Below are 17,097 nucleotides of genomic sequence, written 5' to 3'. Positions count from 1 at the left end.
TATGCCATTATTGTTGTTATATTAGCTAATAACAATTTGTTTTATATGAATTTTTGGAGCATTAAGGTCGTCGATGATATTACGCTGGAGTCTGTTTACCAACGCCAAAAGTGAGAAAAACGCGCAGGTGTTGCTGAATATTGTTCGTCGAGAGCTCAGTGTCGAGCCAAAGGCAGTGCAGTATGAAGGGGATCGGTATAGCGGACATCGAATCGAGTTTGAGCTTCACTACCCCCAGGCTGGTCGTGCCGAGCAGTGTTTTCAGCTACTGAAAGACGCGGAAAAATTGGCCAATAGCTGGACCCTGACCGGGGTAAAAGTACCGATGTCGGGTTGGAGTAATCGCTCCAGGGTTGGCGGTATCACACAGATGGAGTGGCAGGAGCTTGATCCGCAGGGGCTACACGCTAAGTCATGGCGGGAGCGCTAGCCGGGACAGGCGGCAAACTAGCCGCCTGCCAACGAACATGGCCTATTAGCGATTGCCGTTATGGCTTGCTGAAAGGATTGTCATCCAGAGGATCGCTTTCCTCTTCATGGCCGGGCTCCAGCTCTAGCGAAAAGCCGCCAGCACTCTTGGTTGAGGATTTCGATTCCGACTCGTTGCCCGAGGCCGGCTGATCGCTCTGTTTGGCGTTAGCCTTGCCTTTGGTCACCAAGCGCATCTTCAATGCCAGGTTGTTCTTCGAGTCGGCGTTGCGCAACGCCTCTTCGGCGCTGATCCGGCCGGCTTTCCAGAGGTTGAACAGCGCCATATCGAAAGTCTGCATCCCAGAAGCGGCGGATTTCTCCATCACCTCTTTGATGTCATCGATATGTCCGTTCTTGATCAGCTCGGCGATGCGGGGTGAGCCGAGCAGCACCTCGATCGCGGCAGCGCGTTTACCGTCGTTGGTCGGGAGCAGACGTTGCGAAATGATCCCTTTCATATTCAAAGAGATATCCAGCAGCAACTGTTTGTGTCGCTCTTCCGGGAAGAAGTTGATGATCCGTCCCAGGGCCTGGTTGGCATTGTTGGCGTGTAGCGTCGACAGGCAGAGGTGGCCGGTTTCGGCAAACGCCAGCGCGTGCTCCATGGTTTCGGCACTGCGGATCTCGCCGATCAGGATCACATCCGGGGCCTGGCGAAGAGTGTTCTCCAGCGCATCCTGATAACTCAGAGTGTCGACCCCGACCTCGCGCTGATTGATGATCGATTTCTTGTGATGGTGGATGAACTCGACCGGGTCTTCGATGGTGATGATATGACCGGCGCTGTTGCTATTGCGATGATCGATCAGCGAGGCCAGTGAGGTGGATTTGCCAGATCCGGTACCGCCAACAAACAGGATCAGGCCACGTTTTTCCATAATCAGCTTGGGTAGAACCTGAGGCAGGCCAAGCTTGTTGATATCGGGAATGTCGGTCGAGATGGAACGAATGACCATCGAGTATTCGTGGCGCTGGCGGAAAATATTGACCCGGAATCGGCCCAGACCAGGCTTTGACAGTGCCAGGTTCATCTCCGGACGCTGTTCGAATTCGTCGATCTGGTCCTGCGACATGATGGCGTAGGCGATCTCTTTGATCTCCCCTCGTGCCATGACCTTGTCGGCGATCGGGAGCAGCTTGCCGTGAATTTTTGAACTGGGTTTGGCGTTGGTGGAAAGGAACAGATCCGCTCCTTCGCGGTCAACCATGATCTCAAGGTAACGATAGAGTTCGTCTGACATAGCAACGTCCTTTGCAACAACCGGTTAGATCGCCTGATTGATCGATCTGTGAAATGGAGTGTAGATGAAGCTAGTTATCGGCTGAATCGGCCATTGGCCGCACAAGCGGTTGCTAATATAGCTTGTTTGTTTGGTTAAAGGAACATTGGTGTATAGGAATGATCGTCTTATCAGGCCCGCCTGAGGCGAAGTTACCAAAGGGGGAGGTTTGAGTTCGTCCGACAGGATGAATAGGACCATACTAAGTAAATTGGGCGAAGGCTCTGCTCGACCGGTTAGGGAACCTGCGAATAGGTCCTTGCAGAAGTCACAGAGGCTTGTTCACAGGTCCCTTAGAGACTGTCGGCGTTGTTGGCTGCCGATCTAACAAAAGGATATTGCACGACGATGCTACAGCAGACTCGTTTATACACCGGCCTGATCATCGCCGCCTTCGTGATTCCTCATCTGCTCAATCACAGTGTCGGGCTGATCTCCTTGACCTGGATGGAGGCCGCGCTGGAATATTTTATCGGGTTCTGGCACCACCCGGTTGCGACCCTGATGTTGTATGGGTCGGTATTAACCCATTTCCTGTTGGCTCTTTGGTCTCTCTACCATCGCACCACCCTACGAATGCCGTTCTGGCAGCTGTCGCAGTTGGTTCTTGGCTTATCCATTCCCCCCTTGATTCTGGCCCATGTGATTGGAGCCCGACTATCCCATGAGCTGCTGGGTACGACGGCAACTTACGAGGCAACGGTTCAGGCGATATGGAACAGTGAATATGGCGTATTGCGTCAGACCTCTTTGGTGTTGGTGGTTTGGATCCATCTGATGTTGGGGTTGCACTATTGGCTCCGGCTTAAGCCGGATTACCGCCGTTGGATCGCGTTTTGGCAGTTGCTGGCGACGTTGGTGCCGTTGCTGGCACTGATGGGGTTCTACCGGGTTGGTTTGACCCTGGCCGATCAGGCTGTCGAACCAGCCGCAGCATCGGGCTATGAGACTGGGATCGATGACTCCACGAGCCCGGCGGCTGGCGGCTATGACGACTATGGTGGTTACGAAGATGGCTATCCGTCGGGAGCTGTGGTTTCCAAATCGACAAAGACCGAGGTCGATCAAACGCTGGATTGGGTTCGTAACACCATGCCACTGGTGTTCTGGGGTTCGTTGACGCTGACGTTGGTGTTGCGTGGTGCTCGGTTGGGCTGGTCTGCTCGCCGGGCCCGGGTGCGGGTACGTTTGCCGGCTCAGAATCAGCTCAGGGCCCGCCAAGGGCAGACACTGCTGGAAGCTCTACGTGAAGCCGGGATTGAGCACTCGTCGGTTTGCGGTGGCCGTGGACGCTGTACCACTTGCCGAGTTCGGATCATGGAGGGACTGGACCAGTTGCCTCCAGCCGATGACACCGAGCGCCAGGCACTCGAAGGCGTGCAGGCCGACGATGATGTCAGACTGGCGTGCCAGTTACGGCTGACAAGCGATCTGTCGGTGGTGCCACTGATTCCCTATCAGCAGCGCTTTTCTTATCTGCGTAAACCCGGTGGGGTCGAGGGGATCGAGCAGCAGGTGACGGTGCTGTTTATCGACCTACGGGGTTCCACCGCTCTGGCCGAGGCGAGACTACCGTACGACGTGGTATTCATCCTGAACCAATTTTTTGCCGAGATGGCTAGCGCATTGGAGGAGACCGACGGCCACTATGCCCAGTTTAACGGCGATGGTTTGATGGCTCTGTACGGGCTCGACGGCGATTTTGAGCAGGGCGCGCGCCAAGCGATTCGCGGCGCTCAACGAATGCTGCACCGGTTGGACGGCATCAACCAGCGGTTGGAAAAAGAGCTGCAACAGCCCTTGCGGGTCGGTATCGGTATCCACAGCGGTGAAGCGATCGTTGGCACCATGGGACCGCCGAGTGCGCCGATCCGGTCGGCACTGGGTGACACGGTCAATACCGCCGCCCGCCTTGAAGGTCAGACTAAACATTTGGGGGTGCCGCTACTGCTGTCACGTCATAGCGCCGAAGTCGCCGGATTGGCCTTGGAGACGCTGGAGCAGCGCCAGCTGCCCTTACGTGGTCGAGACCAGTTGCTGGACGTGATTCTGGTCAAAGAACCGGCGAAGCTGGCTTGGTGAGTTGACCAAAGCCTCTATACTGGCGACATCCCCATTCAGGAGTACTCCATGAGCCTAGAAAAGCTAGAGCCCCAGTCCGTCGCCGATGATCAACAGTTATTGCATCAGGCGTTGGCGGAGATTGAAACCGTGGTATTGGGTAAGTCTCGTCAGATTCGCCTGGCCATGGCCTGCCTGATCGGGCAGGGGCATCTGCTGATCGAAGACCTGCCCGGGATGGGAAAAACCACTCTGGCGCAGGCATTGGCCCGGGTGCTGGGGTTCGAATTCAATCGGATCCAGTTTACTTCCGATCTGTTGCCGGCCGATGTGGTCGGCGCATCGATCTTCAATGCCAAAGAACACCAGTTCGAGTTTCAGCCGGGGCCGGTGTTTACCCAGTTGCTGCTGGCCGATGAGATCAACCGCGCCACGCCCAAGGCACAGAGCGCGCTGCTCGAGGCGATGGAGGAGCGTCAGGTTACCGTCGATGGTCAGAGTCGCGAGCTACCCGAACCGTTCTTTGTCATCGCAACCCAGAACCCGCAGCATCAATTGGGTACCTTCGCGTTGCCTGAATCGCAGCTGGACCGTTTTCTGATGCGGATCGAGTTGGGTTATCCGGATCGCACGGCCGAGCGGGCGTTATTGAGCGGCCGAAACCCTCGTCGACGGCTGGAACAGCTAAGGTGCTGCTTGCCGTTACCGCGGCTGCAACGATTGCAACAGCAGGCCGAATCGTTACATCTGTCGGATCCCTTGCTCGATTACATTCAGCGGCTGGTGGAATTTAGTCGCTGCAGCGATGACTGCGATTATGGACTATCGCCACGCGGTGCGCTGGCGCTGGTACAGGCAGCCAAGGCTTGGGCGCTGATCGAACAACGTGACTATGTCGTGCCCGAGGATGTTCAGGCGGTGTTGCCGTCGGTGGCCGAGCATCGCCTGCGTGGTGATTATGATTGTACCGGCCACAAAGGGGTCAGTCTGACCCGGCTGCTGCTCGATTCGGTCGAGGTTCTGGAGTAATCCGGTGCCGGCTGGATTCTCTCCCCTGGCCGGGTTACGTCGCCGCTGGCGACACTGGTCTGACGCCTGGCTGCGAAAGCGACTTCCCCGTACCCGAGCGACGACGCTGAACCAGCGGCGAATCTTTATCCTGCCGACCCTTCATGGGCTCTATTTTCTGGTTATGACGTTGGCGCTGTTTATCGGGGGGATCAATTACGGTAACGGCTTGATCTTGCTGGTTGCGTTGTTTTTGGTGTCGCTGTTTATGAGTTCCATCCTGCTTACCTATGCGAATCTGGCCGGATTGCGCCTGAGCCGAGGCAGCAACCAACCCGGTTTTGTCGGTCAGCAGGTGGCGTTTGGTCTGCTGTTGGAGAGTGAACGCGAGCATGAGTCGATCGCCATCGGAGCGCCCGGGGTTGCTGGCGTCAAGCTCGATCTGATCGAGCAGCGTCGGCAGCAGCAGCCGCTATTGCTGGATGCCAAGCAACGGGGTCGGCTGCAGTTACCACGGCTAAAAATTGAGTCCCGTTATCCGCTGGGGCTGCTGCGGGCCTGGAGTTGGCTGGAGCTGGATAGTCGGGCGTTGGTTTACCCGAAACCGATCGCCGAGCCGTATCCGCAACGGCTCGAAAGCGGTAGCGGCCGAGGACAGCGGTTGAGCCATGAGGGCAGCGATGATTTTGATGGTCTGCGACCCTACCAGGGCGGTGATAACCCGCGCCAGATTGCCTGGAAAAACTATGCCCGGGATGGACGCTTGCACAGCAAACGCTTTGCCGGTTATCAGCAACAGGCCCGCTGGCTGGAGTGGGAGGCCTACAGTGGCATGGGGGTGGAGGCACGGCTGAGTCGCCTCTGTCATTGGGTCATTCAGTACCACCAGCAGGGGCTTCGCTTCGGGTTACGTCTGCCGGGAGCTGAAGTGGCACCGGGGCAGGGTGATCTACATCTTCAGCGTTGCCTGAGTTTGCTGGCACTCTATGGGCTGAGCCCGGAGCCGGCCACTGCCCTTGCTGAGGATTCGGTTGCCGATCTGTCGGCCGTGGCGGCGGAGGGACGCGGATGAACGAGCCGGATTATCAGATCCCCCGCAACGGCTTGGCCTGGTTGCTGGCGGCGATGTTTGGGGCCTTGTTGCCCCACATGCTGCGGCTACCGGTCTGGGTAACCCTGATCTGCCTACTTTGCGGTGTTTGGAAACTGATGGTTTATCGCGGTCGTTGGCATGGGCCCAACCGCCCGATCAGAGCACTACTGGTATTCGGCGGAGGTGCGGCGGTGTTCGCCCACTACGGTACCCTGGCCGGACCCGATGCCGGCAGTGCGTTGTTGATTCTGGGGTTCTGTTTCAAGCTGATCGAAAGCCGTACCCGACGTGACGCCTTTATTGTGGTGATCCTGGGCTACTTTGTGGTGGCGGTCAGTTTCTTCTTCGATCAGTCGATCCTGTTGACCCTTTACCTGGCGTTGGTGTGCGTGATGGTAACGGCCGCGCTGCTGGGCCTGAACCAGTCGGTGCTACATACCCGGCCACGCAGAACCTTGCGGATCAGCCTGCGGATCATGGGTTATAGCCTGCCGATGATGCTGGTTCTTTTTGTGCTGGTGCCGCGGATTGGGCCGATCTGGTCGCTGGATCTGGGGCAGAATCGGGCCAAGACCGGTTTGAGCGAAACCATCTCGGCTGGCGACATCGCTCAGTTGAGCCAATCCTCCGAGCTGGCGTTTCGGGTCGAGTTCGACCCAGGCAGCAAGGTGCCGCCCGCGTCCGAGAGATACTGGCGAGCCTTGGTGTTGGATAACTATGACGGCCATCGTTGGACCCGGGGGTTGGATCTGGATCAACGCGAGCAGGTCGACTGGCAAAACAATGGTAATCGCTGGCTAACACCGCCGCTGTCAGGTTCACCGACGCCGCTGAGCCGCTATGACTATCAAGTCATGATGGAACCGACCGACCAACCTTGGTTGTTTGGGCTGGCTTGGGCTCGCAGCGATACCCGCGGGGTGGGAGCCACCCGTGACTTCCGCTTGCTGCTGGATAAACCGGTAGCTCGTCCGTTTCGTTATCGGGTCAGTTCGACCATCGGTTACACGCTGGATGCGGCCGGATTACCGGCCTGGCTGCACCGGGCCAACCTGCAGCTGCCCGACACCGACCCGCTCACTCGGGACTTGGCGCAGCGGTTAAGGCGCGACAGCAGCAGCGCGGCGGACTATGTCCATCGAGTGTTGCGCTATTTCAATCAGCAGGATTTCAGCTATACCCTGCGACCGCCGTTACTCAGTGGTGATCGAGTCGATCAATTCCTGTTCGAAAGCCGCCGTGGTTTTTGCAGCCATTATGCCGGCGCCTTTGTGTTTTTGATGCGGGCGGTGGGGCTGCCGGCGCGTATCGTGGCCGGCTACCAGGGCGGCGAACTGAATCCCTTGGGCGGTTACCTGTTGGTACACCAGTTTGATGCCCACGCCTGGGTCGAAGTGTGGTTACCGCAGCAAGGCTGGGTGCGCTTTGACCCCACCGCCTGGGTGTCGCCGGAGCGGGTGGAGCAGGGATTGGAACAGGCGATGGCCCAGGAGGGTAGCTTTCTGGAGGACAGTCCGTTGTCGCCGCTTCGCTATCGGGGTTCAGCCTGGATTACCCAGCTGCGTTTGAGCTGGGACTACCTCAACTACGGTTGGTATCGAGTGATGCTCGGTTATGACGCCAAAGCCCAGCGAGAGTTACTCAGCCGACTGTTCGACCGGGTTGATCTGAAGCTGCTGGCGACCTTGTTGCTGAGTACCATAGCTGCTCTGTTGCTGGGTTTGAGTTGGTGGATTTTCCGTCAGAGCGGGTTGCGAAGCCGTCCCGACCCGTTGTTGAAACTCTACCGTAAGCTCTGTCGGCGCTTGGCGCGTAAAGGCTTGCAACCCGAGGTCGGTGAGGCACCGGCCAGCTTCGTCAGGCGCGCAGCTGAGTCCCTGCCAGATCAGGCGGTGGCACTGCAGCGAATCGCCAGACAGTTTGAACTCTGTCTATACGCCCCTTCGGCCAATGAACGGGATCCTCAACTGCAGCGCTTGCGTGTGCAGCTGCGCCGACTGGCACTTTGAGCGTTGCCGCTATCTGAATCGTCATGATTCTATCGCCGGACTGACACCTTTCTATCACGTTAACGTCATCGTTTTGACCTAGGTTGATCTCTCTCATCCCATCTATTCCCGAACGGATCTAGGAATCAACATGAAAAAATCGATGTTGGCATTAGCCGTGGCAGTTACGGCCGCCATGGGGAGTCAGGCTGCTCTGGTGCAGGCACAGAATCATCAATCCCATCAAAGCCATGGCTTGAAGCCGGCGCAATACACGCTGGATGAATCGCTGGGTAGAGCGGATTTTTCCGCGGCGGGCGAGGTGGGCAAGTCGCTGGAGATCAGCGTCGGTTTCGGTAGTGGCGCGTTTCATTATCACAAAGACCCTGCCAACCAGTTTTATGCCGTCACCGACCGTGGGCCGAACATCAAGTGTAAAGACAGTGCCAAGCTGGTCGGTATTGCCGATTTCTGTGGTGCCGGTGAAGGCGCGCATAAGATCTTCCCGATGCCTGCTTATACACCGATGATCAGTAAGTTTGAGATCGGTACTGACGGCGTCAAGGTGATCCAACGGATTCCGCTTCGTAACCGTGCCGGGGAAAAGATCAGCGGATTGAGTAACGATCTTAAGGTCACCAATACCGAAAAATCCTACGCCAATACCGGCGAGCAGCGGGCGTTCGACAATGAAGGTGTCGATACCGAAGCGTTGGTCAAGCTGTCTGACGGCAGCTTTTGGCTGGCCGATGAGTACGGCCCCAGCCTGCTCCATGTGGCTCCCGATGGCACCGTTCTGGAGCGGGTGGTACCCGCCGGCATGGAGGCCGATCTGGCCGATGCGGGTTACCCGGTCAGTGGTAAGCTGCCGGCGGTCTATGCCAAGCGTAAGCTCAACCGGGGGATGGAGTCGGTGGCGGTGTCGCCGGACGAACGTTCGCTCTACTTCATCATGCAAAGCCCGTTGGCCAACCCCAATGCGGCGGCTTACAAGAACTCGCGCAATGTGCGGCTGATAAAGTTTGGATTGAACAACGGCGAGCTGGGCAGGCCACAGGGCGAGTGGGTCTATCAGATCGATACCCCGGCGATGTTTGCAGACCTTCCCAGCGGCAAGGGCGACCTGAAGAAGGGCAAGATTCGAAAGCAGAGCGACGTCAAAATCTCAGAGATGGTGGCGGTCGGTAACGACGACCTGATCATTCTGGAGCGGATCAGCAAAGTTACTAAGCTGTATCGGGTCCAGTTGAGTTCCGGTGACAGCATCCTGAATACCGAACTGAGCCGCGGTGCGGTGGCGGTTCGTGACAGCGACTCCAAACAGACCCTGGAGCAGATCTACGATCCGGGCGCCGTCGGGGCGATGCCGTTGGTAAAAGCGCTGGTGTTCAACAGCCTGACCGATCTACCCGAGGGCATGACATTGGCTACCAAGATCGAAGGTATCGCGCTGCTGGACGATCAACATGTTGCGCTGATCAACGATAACGATTTCGGTATTGACGGCAAACCGACCCAGATCAGCGTGCTGCCGATCATGCCGAAACTGGTGGCCAAGCAGAGTAAGTTGGAGCAACGCCTGAGTGCATCGCTGATCGGCCGTCACACCACCGGGATTTACGATCAGAGCGCAGCGGAGATCGTTTCCTACCACCCGCGCAGCAAACGCGCTTTTGTCGTCAATGCCGAAGCGAAGCAGATCGATGTGATCGACCTGTCGAAACTGGACGCTAAGCCGCTGGCCGATCCACTACGTGACAGTAACCTGGCGCGGGTCGGTCGCCTCGATATCGGCGCCGATCTGAAATCACAGCGTTTCGGTGCCGCCAACAGCGTCGCGGTCGGCGGCAATCTGGTCGCGGTGGCGGTGGAGGCTGCGGATATTGCCGGCAACAAGAAACAGGGACCTGGGGTGGTGGCGTTCTACGATGCCCGTAGCCTGAAATTCTTGAAGGCGGTACGGGTCGGTGCGCTGCCCGACATGCTGACGTTCACGCCGGATAACAGCAAGCTGTTGGTAGCCAATGAGGGGGAGCCGAGCAAAGACTACCGGGTTGACCCGGTGGGCACGATTTCGGTGATTCAGATTCGTAACGGCCGGCCCGCGGATGTGGCGACCGAGCTGCGCTTTGATCAGCATGCATCCGAAGCGATCCGGACCTTCGGTCCCGGCGCCGACTTTGCCAAGGACCTGGAGCCTGAGTACATCGCCGTTTCCGATGACTCCAACACCGCCTGGGTCAGCCTGCAGGAGAATAATGCCTTGGCGGTGATCGACCTGAAGACGATGCGGATCAGCCAGGTGGTGGATCTGGGGCTGAAGGATTACGGTCGTCCTGGTAATGAGTTAGATGTCTCCGACAAGGACAAGAAGATCGATATCCGTACTCGTCTGGGGGTTGTGGGCATGTATCAGCCAGATACCATTGCCGCGTACCGTGCTGAGGGTCACAACTATGTGGTGACTGCCAACGAAGGAGATGCCCGGGATTACTGGTTCGATGCGGCCGATGAGGCCGGTTGCCTGGCAGCCGGTGGTCAGGAGTTCGATGTAGACGATGGCTGTCTGGCGTTCTCCGAGGAGACCCGTATCGCTAAGCTCGACATCCCCGCGACGCACCCCAGTGCCGACCAGGCCGCCGATAAGAAATCCCTGGGTCGGATGAAAACCACCCGCTACGGCTACGGTGATGATTCGCTGATCTACACCTACGGTGCCCGCTCGTTCAGTATCTGGAACGAGCAGGCTGAGCTGGTGTTCGATTCTCAAGCCGATATCGAGAAGGTGACCGCGGCGCGCCTGGGTAAACACTTCAACAACACCGACAATAAGAACAAGGGTGATAACCGCAGTGACGACAAAGGGGCCGAACCCGAAGCGCTGGCGGTTGGTCAGGTAAATGGGCGCACCTATGCCTTCGTCGGTCTGGAGCGCACCGGTGGCTTCATGATCTACGACATCACCAACCCCTATGGGGTGGTCTGTCACGATTATGTGATCAACCGAAACTTCGAGGCGGACCCGAAAAAGGATCTGAGTGATGCCGGTGACTTGGCGCCGGAAGGGATGAAGTTCGTCTCAGCCGAGCAGAGCCCGACCGGCAAGCCCTTGCTGATTGTCGGCTACGAAGTGTCCGGTTCCACGGCGGTTTATCAGCTGCAGTAAGATTGCTTCGGTAACCGGTAGAGTTACCGGCCATCAATGCAAAAAGGAGGCACTTGCCTCCTTTTTAGTGACTTGCTATAGCGTGCGGGCTTATTTGATCTTGTCGATATCTCGACGAATATCCGCCAGCTTGTTGCTGACCACCTTCTCCAGATGATCGATATCGGCGTGCAGGCGCTCGCGGATATCCTGAACTTCATGTTCGTGTTGAACCAGTTCGTGCAGTTCGTCGATCGCTTTCATCAGGAACGCCGACATCTCGGAGATCTCCTGATATTTGTCGTGACTACTGTCTACCCGCACCGTCTTGTGAGAGCGACCAAACTTGAACTTCTTACTACGGGGCAGCAGTGAGCCCTTCTCGCGGCGAAAATAGACCTTCAAGACATCGACATCGCCTTCTTGGCGTAGGCTGTACTTGTAGATCTCATCGACTGACGGGATACCCATTTCGGTCAGGGTGGGGTAGCTAGACATAGTGCAACATCTCAAAATATTAAACACCCTGACACTGTAGAAGAGCTTGCCATCGCTAGCAACTCTAACTTGCTGCCCGTCGATGATTGATGCTTGATCTCACTGATATTTTGCCGTTTGGGACGTCTATAGTTAACGAAATAGAAACTACCGAGGTCGACTGGCGGCTTCGTGTCCTGAGCCAAGCTGGAGATTCGGATGCCCGCGCTGGATCATCCCCCAACCCCCTCCTCGAATGTGAGCGACGATGAGCAGAGTCTTAAGCAGTTGGCGGCCTTGTTTGACCACAACCCGTTGTCGGCGATGGTGGTCGATGATCAGGGGCTGATCCGCTATCTGAATCCGGCCTGCTGTCGCTGTACCGGGTTTGCGGCGGAGCAGCTGCTGGGGCAACCGGTAAACGTGCTGCGATCAGACCTGACTCCCGATAGTCTGTATCCGTCGATCCGGCGTACGCTGGCTCGGGGGGTGGGCTGGAGTGGTGAACTCTGTTGCCGTCGAGCTAGCGGTAAGCCGGTCTGGTTGCGGGTTCACCTGTCACCTTTCAAGGGGCCGGCTGGCCATACCCACACCCTGGTGATGATGGAAGCGCTGCTCGAGCGGCTTGAGTACGAGCAGTGGTTGTCACCGAGCTGCAGTCTCGATGCGCTGACCGGTTTGCCGACCCGCTCCCAGGTGGAGCAGCGGCTGCGCCAGATGGTCGAGCAGAATGTCGACGATGATCAGCGCATCCTGTTGTTAAGCATCGATATCTACCGTTTCAAACAGTTCAACGAAAGCCTGGGTCACCAACGGGCCGATGAGCTGTTGGTGGCGGTGGCGCAGCGCCTCAAACAGCGTAAACGGGGTGCCGATGAGCTCTGCCGGCTGGGCGGCGATCAGTTTATGCTGCTGACTCGCTTGGATAGGAAGGCTCCGACTGCCTATGAGTTGGCACAGTCGATCCAGAATGATTTTAACGAACCGATCATGATCGAGGGCCAGCGGCTATTTGTCGGGCTGAGTATCGGCCTGGCCTGTTTCCCCGATGATGGACAGGATCCGGTTCAGCTGCTTCAGCACGCCGATACGGCGTTGTATAGGGCCAAGAAGCTGGGCCGTAATCGGATCGCCCGCTTTGAGCCGGCACTGGAGCAGCAAGCGTTGGAGCTGCAGCAGCTGGAGGCCGAGCTGCGCTATGCGCTGCAGAAAAACGAGTTGGAAATCCACTACCAGCCGCTGATCAGTCTCGACTGTCGGGTGGTTGGAGCTGAGGCCGTGATGCGCTGGAACAGCCCTAGTCTGGGGCAGGTATTGCCGGATCAGTTTGTGGCATTGGCCGAGTCGATTGAGGTGATCCACCAGATCGGCGCCTGGGGGTTGGAGCAAGCCTGTGCGCAGGCTAAACGTTGGCTGGACGAACCCAGCGCGCCGGACTTTGTTGCCGTCAACGTGTCACCGCGGCAGCTTTGTCACGAAGATTTTGTCGATCAGGTAAAGGCTGCGTTGGCGCAACAGCAGTTGCCTGCCGCTGCCTTGGAACTCGAAATTACCGAGGGGGTGCTGCTCAACAACCGAGATCAAGCCGCCCGGCAGTTGGAGCGGTTGGGGCAGCTGGGGGTTCGTCTATCGCTGGATGATTTTGGAACCGGTTACTCGTCGTTGAGTTATCTACAGCACCTGCCGTTCGATACCTTGAAAATCGACCGCAGCTTTGTCACGGGGCTGCCGGTTAATCGGGATAACGGGATGTTGGTCAAAGCAATCATCTCGATGGCCAAGAGTCTGGGGTTGAGGCTGGTGGCCGAAGGTGTTGAAAATCGTGAACAGTTGACCTACCTGCAGGCGCTCGGCTGTGACCTGTTACAGGGTTACTACTTTACCGAACCGTTGCAAGCGCAGCGCTTTATCGAGTGGTGCCGACACCAGCCGTTGGCTTGCGGCCTCTATGCCCCCAACTAGCGGTCCTGCTGGCGACACATTGGGGTCTGCCTGGCACGGCCTTGGCATTGGATGGGGGCTGATTTCGGTGCGGGGTTGCTGTGCTAGCCAGACCCGCTGAAATGGGTTCATAGCTGCCCGAGAGGACGCTTTCCGTTATAATCGGTCAGCCCCTCTACTGATGTATCCGTTATGACCGCTGTCCGCTCGCTACTCTCCTATCTACCCGCCAAAGTATCGCCCGCTGCGCCGGTGCTGCCGATGTCTCGTGCTGAGATGAAACAGCTGGGCTGGGATGCCTGTGATGTGATTTTGGTCACCGGTGATGCCTATGTAGATCACCCCAGTTTCGGCATGGCCGTGATCGGCCGGGTTCTGGAACGGGCCGGTTATCGGGTCGGGATTATTTCGCAGCCGGATTGGCACTCCAAAGACGACTTTATGCAGCTCGGGCGGCCGCGGCTGTTCTTCGGCGTGACCGCTGGCAACATGGACTCGATGATCAACCGTTACACCGCCGAGCGACGGCTTCGTCATGACGATGCCTACACCGCCGGTGGCGAAGGAGGCAAACGACCGGACCGGGCGGTGGTGGCCTATGCTCAGCGTTGTCGGGAAGCCTACAAGGGCGTGCCTCTGGTGCTGGGGGGGATCGAAGCCAGTTTGCGCCGAATCGCCCACTACGATTACTGGTCGGATAAAGTCCGCCGCTCGGTGCTGCCCGATGCCAAGGCCGACCTGCTGCTCTACGGCAACGCCGAACGGGCTTTGCTGGAAGTGGCCGAGCGACTGGACCAGGGAGAACCGGTTTCGGAGCTGACCGATATCCGCGGCACGGCGGTGATGCGCTCGCAGCTACCAGGTGACTGGACCCTGATCGACTCCACCGATGTGGATCAACCCGGACTGGTGGTGCCGCCGCAGAATCCTTATCAGGAGCAGCCGGACTGTGAAACCAATCAGGCAAGGGAGCAACAGGCCCAGCAAATCGCGGCCCAGCCGGTTGAGGTGGAACCGCAGCCGTTAAAACTGGTGGATCTGAAGCAGAGCAAATTCAAGCCCGAGCGGGATCGCAGTTATATCCGGCTGCCGGCCTACGAAGTCGTCAGCAAGGATCCGGTGATGTATGCCCACGCGTCACGGGTAATGCACCTGGAGACCAATCCGGGCAACGCCCGGGCGCTGGTGCAGCGACATGGAAACCGTGATCTTTGGGTCAACCCGCCGCCGGTGCCATTATCGACCCGCGAGATCGACGCGGTGTTCGATCTACCCTACAACCGTTTACCCCATCCGGACTACGGTGATCTGCGGATACCGGCCTACGAGATGATCCGCTTCTCGATCAATATCATGCGCGGCTGCTTCGGCGGTTGCAGTTTCTGCTCGATCACCGAGCACGAGGGCCGGATCATCCAGAACCGCTCGGAAGCGTCGATTCTGGGTGAGATCGAGGCGATCCGTGACAAGGTACCCGGCTTTACCGGTACCATCTCCGATCTGGGTGGACCGACCGCCAACATGTACCGGTTGGCCTGCAAGGATGAGAAGATCGAGGCCGCGTGTCGGCGGTTGTCCTGCGTGCACCCGGGGATCTGCGTCAACATGAAGACCGATCACCGCCACCTGACCCAGCTATACCGCAAGGCCCGCAAGATCCCGGGAGTGAAACGGATTCTTATCGCATCCGGCTTACGCTACGACCTGGCGGTAGAAGATCCGGAGTACCTGCGCGAGCTGGTTACCCACCATGTCGGCGGTTATCTGAAAATAGCTCCGGAGCACACCGAAGACGGGCCGCTGTCGTTGATGATGAAACCGGGGATGGGAACCTATTACCGCTTTAAGAAGTTGTTCGAGAAGGTGTCCAGGGAGGCCGGCAAGAAGCAGTACCTGATCCCCTATTTCATCTCGGCCCATCCGGGGACCCGGGATGAGGATATGGTCAATCTGGCGCTGTGGCTGAAGCAGAACGATTTCAAGCTCGATCAGGTGCAGAACTTTATTCCGTCGCCGATGTGCAACGCGACCACCATGTATCACAGCAACCGCAATCCGCTGAAGAAGGTTCGTCGTAATGACAAAGACCCGGTGGTGGTTCCCAAGGGGGGGCGGCAGCGGCGAACCCACAAAGCAATTCTTCGCTATCACGACCCGGATAACTGGCCGTTGATCCGTGAAACCCTGAAGCGGATCGGGCGTAGCGATCTGATCGGTCGTCACCCTGATGCACTGGTGCCGCCGGAGGGGCGTAAACCCGTGCGTTCGCCTTCGAAAGGACGGCCGGCACTGACCCAGGGTGACTATCAGGCTCGGCGTAAGAAGCCAAAACGGCAGCAGAGCCTCAAGCGGGATGGTACTCAGGCCAGCGCCAAGTCGGGCCAGTCCACTCGTGCGCAGGGGGGAATAAAGAAGGGCACCGGTAATTCCGCTAACAAGGGGAAGGCCTCCGCCAAGCCAGGAACCATCAGGCGTAAGCGGTCCTGACCTGCGGGCAAAAAAAATGACAGCCTTTGGCTGTCATTTCTTCAACGACCGGCTCGATCAGAGCGGATTAACGTTGGTTGCCTGTGGGCCTTTCTGGCCGTCGGTCACTTCAAAAGAGACCGCCTGGCCATCGCTAAGGCTGCGTCGGCCGCTGCCATTGATAGCGCTGTAGTGTACAAAAATATCCGGGCCGCTCTCCTGAGCGATAAATCCGAAGCCTTTCTCGTCGTTGAACCATTTAACGGTTCCGTTCATCACTTCTGACATGCGTGTTCAACTCCAGGGGTTTCTGCATGGTATTTTATTGTTGTTTTGTACTTCTGACCGTCGGCGACTGGTGCCATCGGTTAACAAATACACAGGCAGGTTAACCCAAGCCCTGTTTCGAAACAATGTGCAATTGATGACGATTTTGCTGCGGTTTTTATCGGTATTTCAACATCCTGCTGGTTATCCTGACAGGCGCCCCGAGTCTCTCTCCGGGCTGATCGAGGATGAGAAAAGATGAACTATCTGGCGCATCTTTATTTTGCCGAACCGACCTCCGAATCGATGATGGCCAATTTGATGGGGGACTATGTCAAGGGCCCGCTGTCTGCCGATTGGTACCCGACATTGCGTCCCGGAGTGATGCTGCACCGGAAAATCGATGCATTTACCGACTCTCACCCGCTGTTTCTACAAGCAGCGGCGCGTCTGAGCCCTGCTCGGCGGCGATTTGCCGGGGTGATACTGGATATCTGTTTTGATCATTACCTTAGCCGGCACTGGGACCGTTACTCTGATCAACCCTTGGATCAATTCATCTCCCACGGCTATCAGTTGTTAGGCCGTTATTCCGGCTTTATGCCGGAGTCGATGCGTTTGCCGGTATCCAAGATGATTCAGCAGGATTGGCTCAGCAGTTATGCCGAAACCAGTCAGATTCCACTGATACTGGATCGGGTTGCCAGGCGATTGCGACGACCGGACAGGATGCTGGGGTCGGGAGAGGAGTTTCTGGGGCTATATGTGGAGCTAGAGCAGGATTTTCTGAGATTCTTTCCGCAACTGATGGATCAGGTCGATCGGTTGAAGGCAGAAGATAGGTGGGGATGAGCCGGTAAGTGCCGCAGCCAAACCTTGGCGCGGCGCTTGATGGTGGTC

12 protein-coding genes are annotated in these 17,097 nt (G+C 57.5%); 9 read left to right on the top strand and 3 right to left on the bottom strand.

Going from position 1 to position 17,097, the window contains the following annotated elements; genetic code table 11:
• Window positions 1-73: 73 nt before the first annotated feature.
• A complete protein-coding gene (locus DV711_RS04935; protein ID WP_114694519.1) occupies window positions 74-430 on the top strand; it encodes a hypothetical protein in 357 nt (118 codons plus the stop codon).
• Between the two features lie 58 nt (window positions 431-488).
• Here DV711_RS04935 and DV711_RS04930 read toward each other — a convergent pair whose 3' ends face one another.
• Window positions 489-1,712 (bottom strand): PilT/PilU family type 4a pilus ATPase, encoded by a 1,224-nt coding sequence (locus tag DV711_RS04930; RefSeq protein ID WP_114694518.1) that lies wholly within the window; start codon window positions 1,710-1,712, stop codon window positions 489-491.
• Window positions 1,713-2,099: 387 nt separating this feature from the next.
• Here DV711_RS04930 and DV711_RS04925 point away from each other — a divergent pair, with 387 nt between their 5' ends.
• The 5 genes from DV711_RS04925 (at window position 2,100) to DV711_RS04905 (ending at window position 11,067) form a co-directional block, all read left to right on the top strand.
• Window positions 2,100-3,833 carry an adenylate/guanylate cyclase domain-containing protein gene (locus DV711_RS04925; RefSeq protein ID WP_114694517.1) on the top strand — a complete coding sequence of 578 codons (1,734 nt, stop codon included), beginning with the start codon at window positions 2,100-2,102 and terminating at the stop codon, window positions 3,831-3,833.
• A gap of 48 nt (window positions 3,834-3,881) precedes the next feature.
• Window positions 3,882-4,841 (top strand): AAA family ATPase, encoded by a 960-nt coding sequence (locus tag DV711_RS04920; RefSeq protein WP_114694516.1) that lies wholly within the window; start codon window positions 3,882-3,884, stop codon window positions 4,839-4,841.
• Between the two features lie 4 nt (window positions 4,842-4,845).
• Window positions 4,846-5,892 (top strand): DUF58 domain-containing protein, encoded by a 1,047-nt coding sequence (locus tag DV711_RS04915; protein ID WP_114694515.1) that lies wholly within the window; start codon window positions 4,846-4,848, stop codon window positions 5,890-5,892.
• On the top strand, window positions 5,889-7,922 hold the full coding sequence (locus tag DV711_RS04910; RefSeq protein WP_114694514.1) for a transglutaminase TgpA family protein: 2,034 nt from the start codon (window positions 5,889-5,891) through the stop codon (window positions 7,920-7,922). The genes DV711_RS04915 and DV711_RS04910 overlap by 4 nt, the downstream gene beginning before the upstream one ends.
• 130 nt (window positions 7,923-8,052) lie before the next feature.
• Entirely contained in the window at window positions 8,053-11,067 is a 3,015-nt protein-coding gene (locus tag DV711_RS04905; RefSeq protein ID WP_114694513.1) for a choice-of-anchor I family protein, read from the top strand.
• A 90-nt stretch (window positions 11,068-11,157) separates the two neighbouring features.
• Here DV711_RS04905 and DV711_RS04900 read toward each other — a convergent pair whose 3' ends face one another.
• On the bottom strand, window positions 11,158-11,544 hold the full coding sequence (locus DV711_RS04900) for a DUF3461 family protein (protein WP_114694512.1): 387 nt from the start codon (window positions 11,542-11,544) through the stop codon (window positions 11,158-11,160).
• Between the two features lie 198 nt (window positions 11,545-11,742).
• On the opposite strand from DV711_RS04900, the gene DV711_RS04895 reads away from it, so the two are divergent.
• Together DV711_RS04895 and DV711_RS04890 are read left to right on the top strand one after the other, a co-directional pair.
• Window positions 11,743-13,485 (top strand): putative bifunctional diguanylate cyclase/phosphodiesterase, encoded by a 1,743-nt coding sequence (locus DV711_RS04895; protein ID WP_114694511.1) that lies wholly within the window; start codon window positions 11,743-11,745, stop codon window positions 13,483-13,485.
• A 171-nt stretch (window positions 13,486-13,656) separates the two neighbouring features.
• The gene (locus DV711_RS04890) at window positions 13,657-15,951 is read left to right on the top strand and encodes a YgiQ family radical SAM protein (protein ID WP_114694510.1); all 2,295 of its coding nucleotides are present in this window, start codon (window positions 13,657-13,659) and stop codon (window positions 15,949-15,951) included.
• Window positions 15,952-16,008: 57 nt separating this feature from the next.
• On the opposite strand, the gene DV711_RS04885 is transcribed toward DV711_RS04890, so the two are convergent.
• Window positions 16,009-16,218: a cold-shock protein gene (locus tag DV711_RS04885; protein ID WP_114694509.1), complete on the bottom strand. Its 210-nt coding sequence runs from the start codon at window positions 16,216-16,218 to the stop codon at window positions 16,009-16,011.
• A 237-nt stretch (window positions 16,219-16,455) separates the two neighbouring features.
• On the opposite strand from DV711_RS04885, the gene DV711_RS04880 reads away from it, so the two are divergent.
• Complete coding sequence (locus DV711_RS04880) at window positions 16,456-17,049, top strand: acyl carrier protein phosphodiesterase (RefSeq protein WP_114694508.1); 594 nt, start codon at window positions 16,456-16,458, stop codon at window positions 17,047-17,049.
• Window positions 17,050-17,097 lie beyond the last annotated feature (48 nt).

Origin of the sequence: Motiliproteus coralliicola (assembly GCF_003345655.1) — a bacterium.
In the GTDB taxonomy this organism is placed as follows: Bacteria; Pseudomonadota; Gammaproteobacteria; order Pseudomonadales; family Balneatricaceae; genus Motiliproteus; species Motiliproteus coralliicola.
Note: the sequence above shows the minus strand (reverse complement) of the source record. Positions and strands in the feature narration are given on the sequence as shown.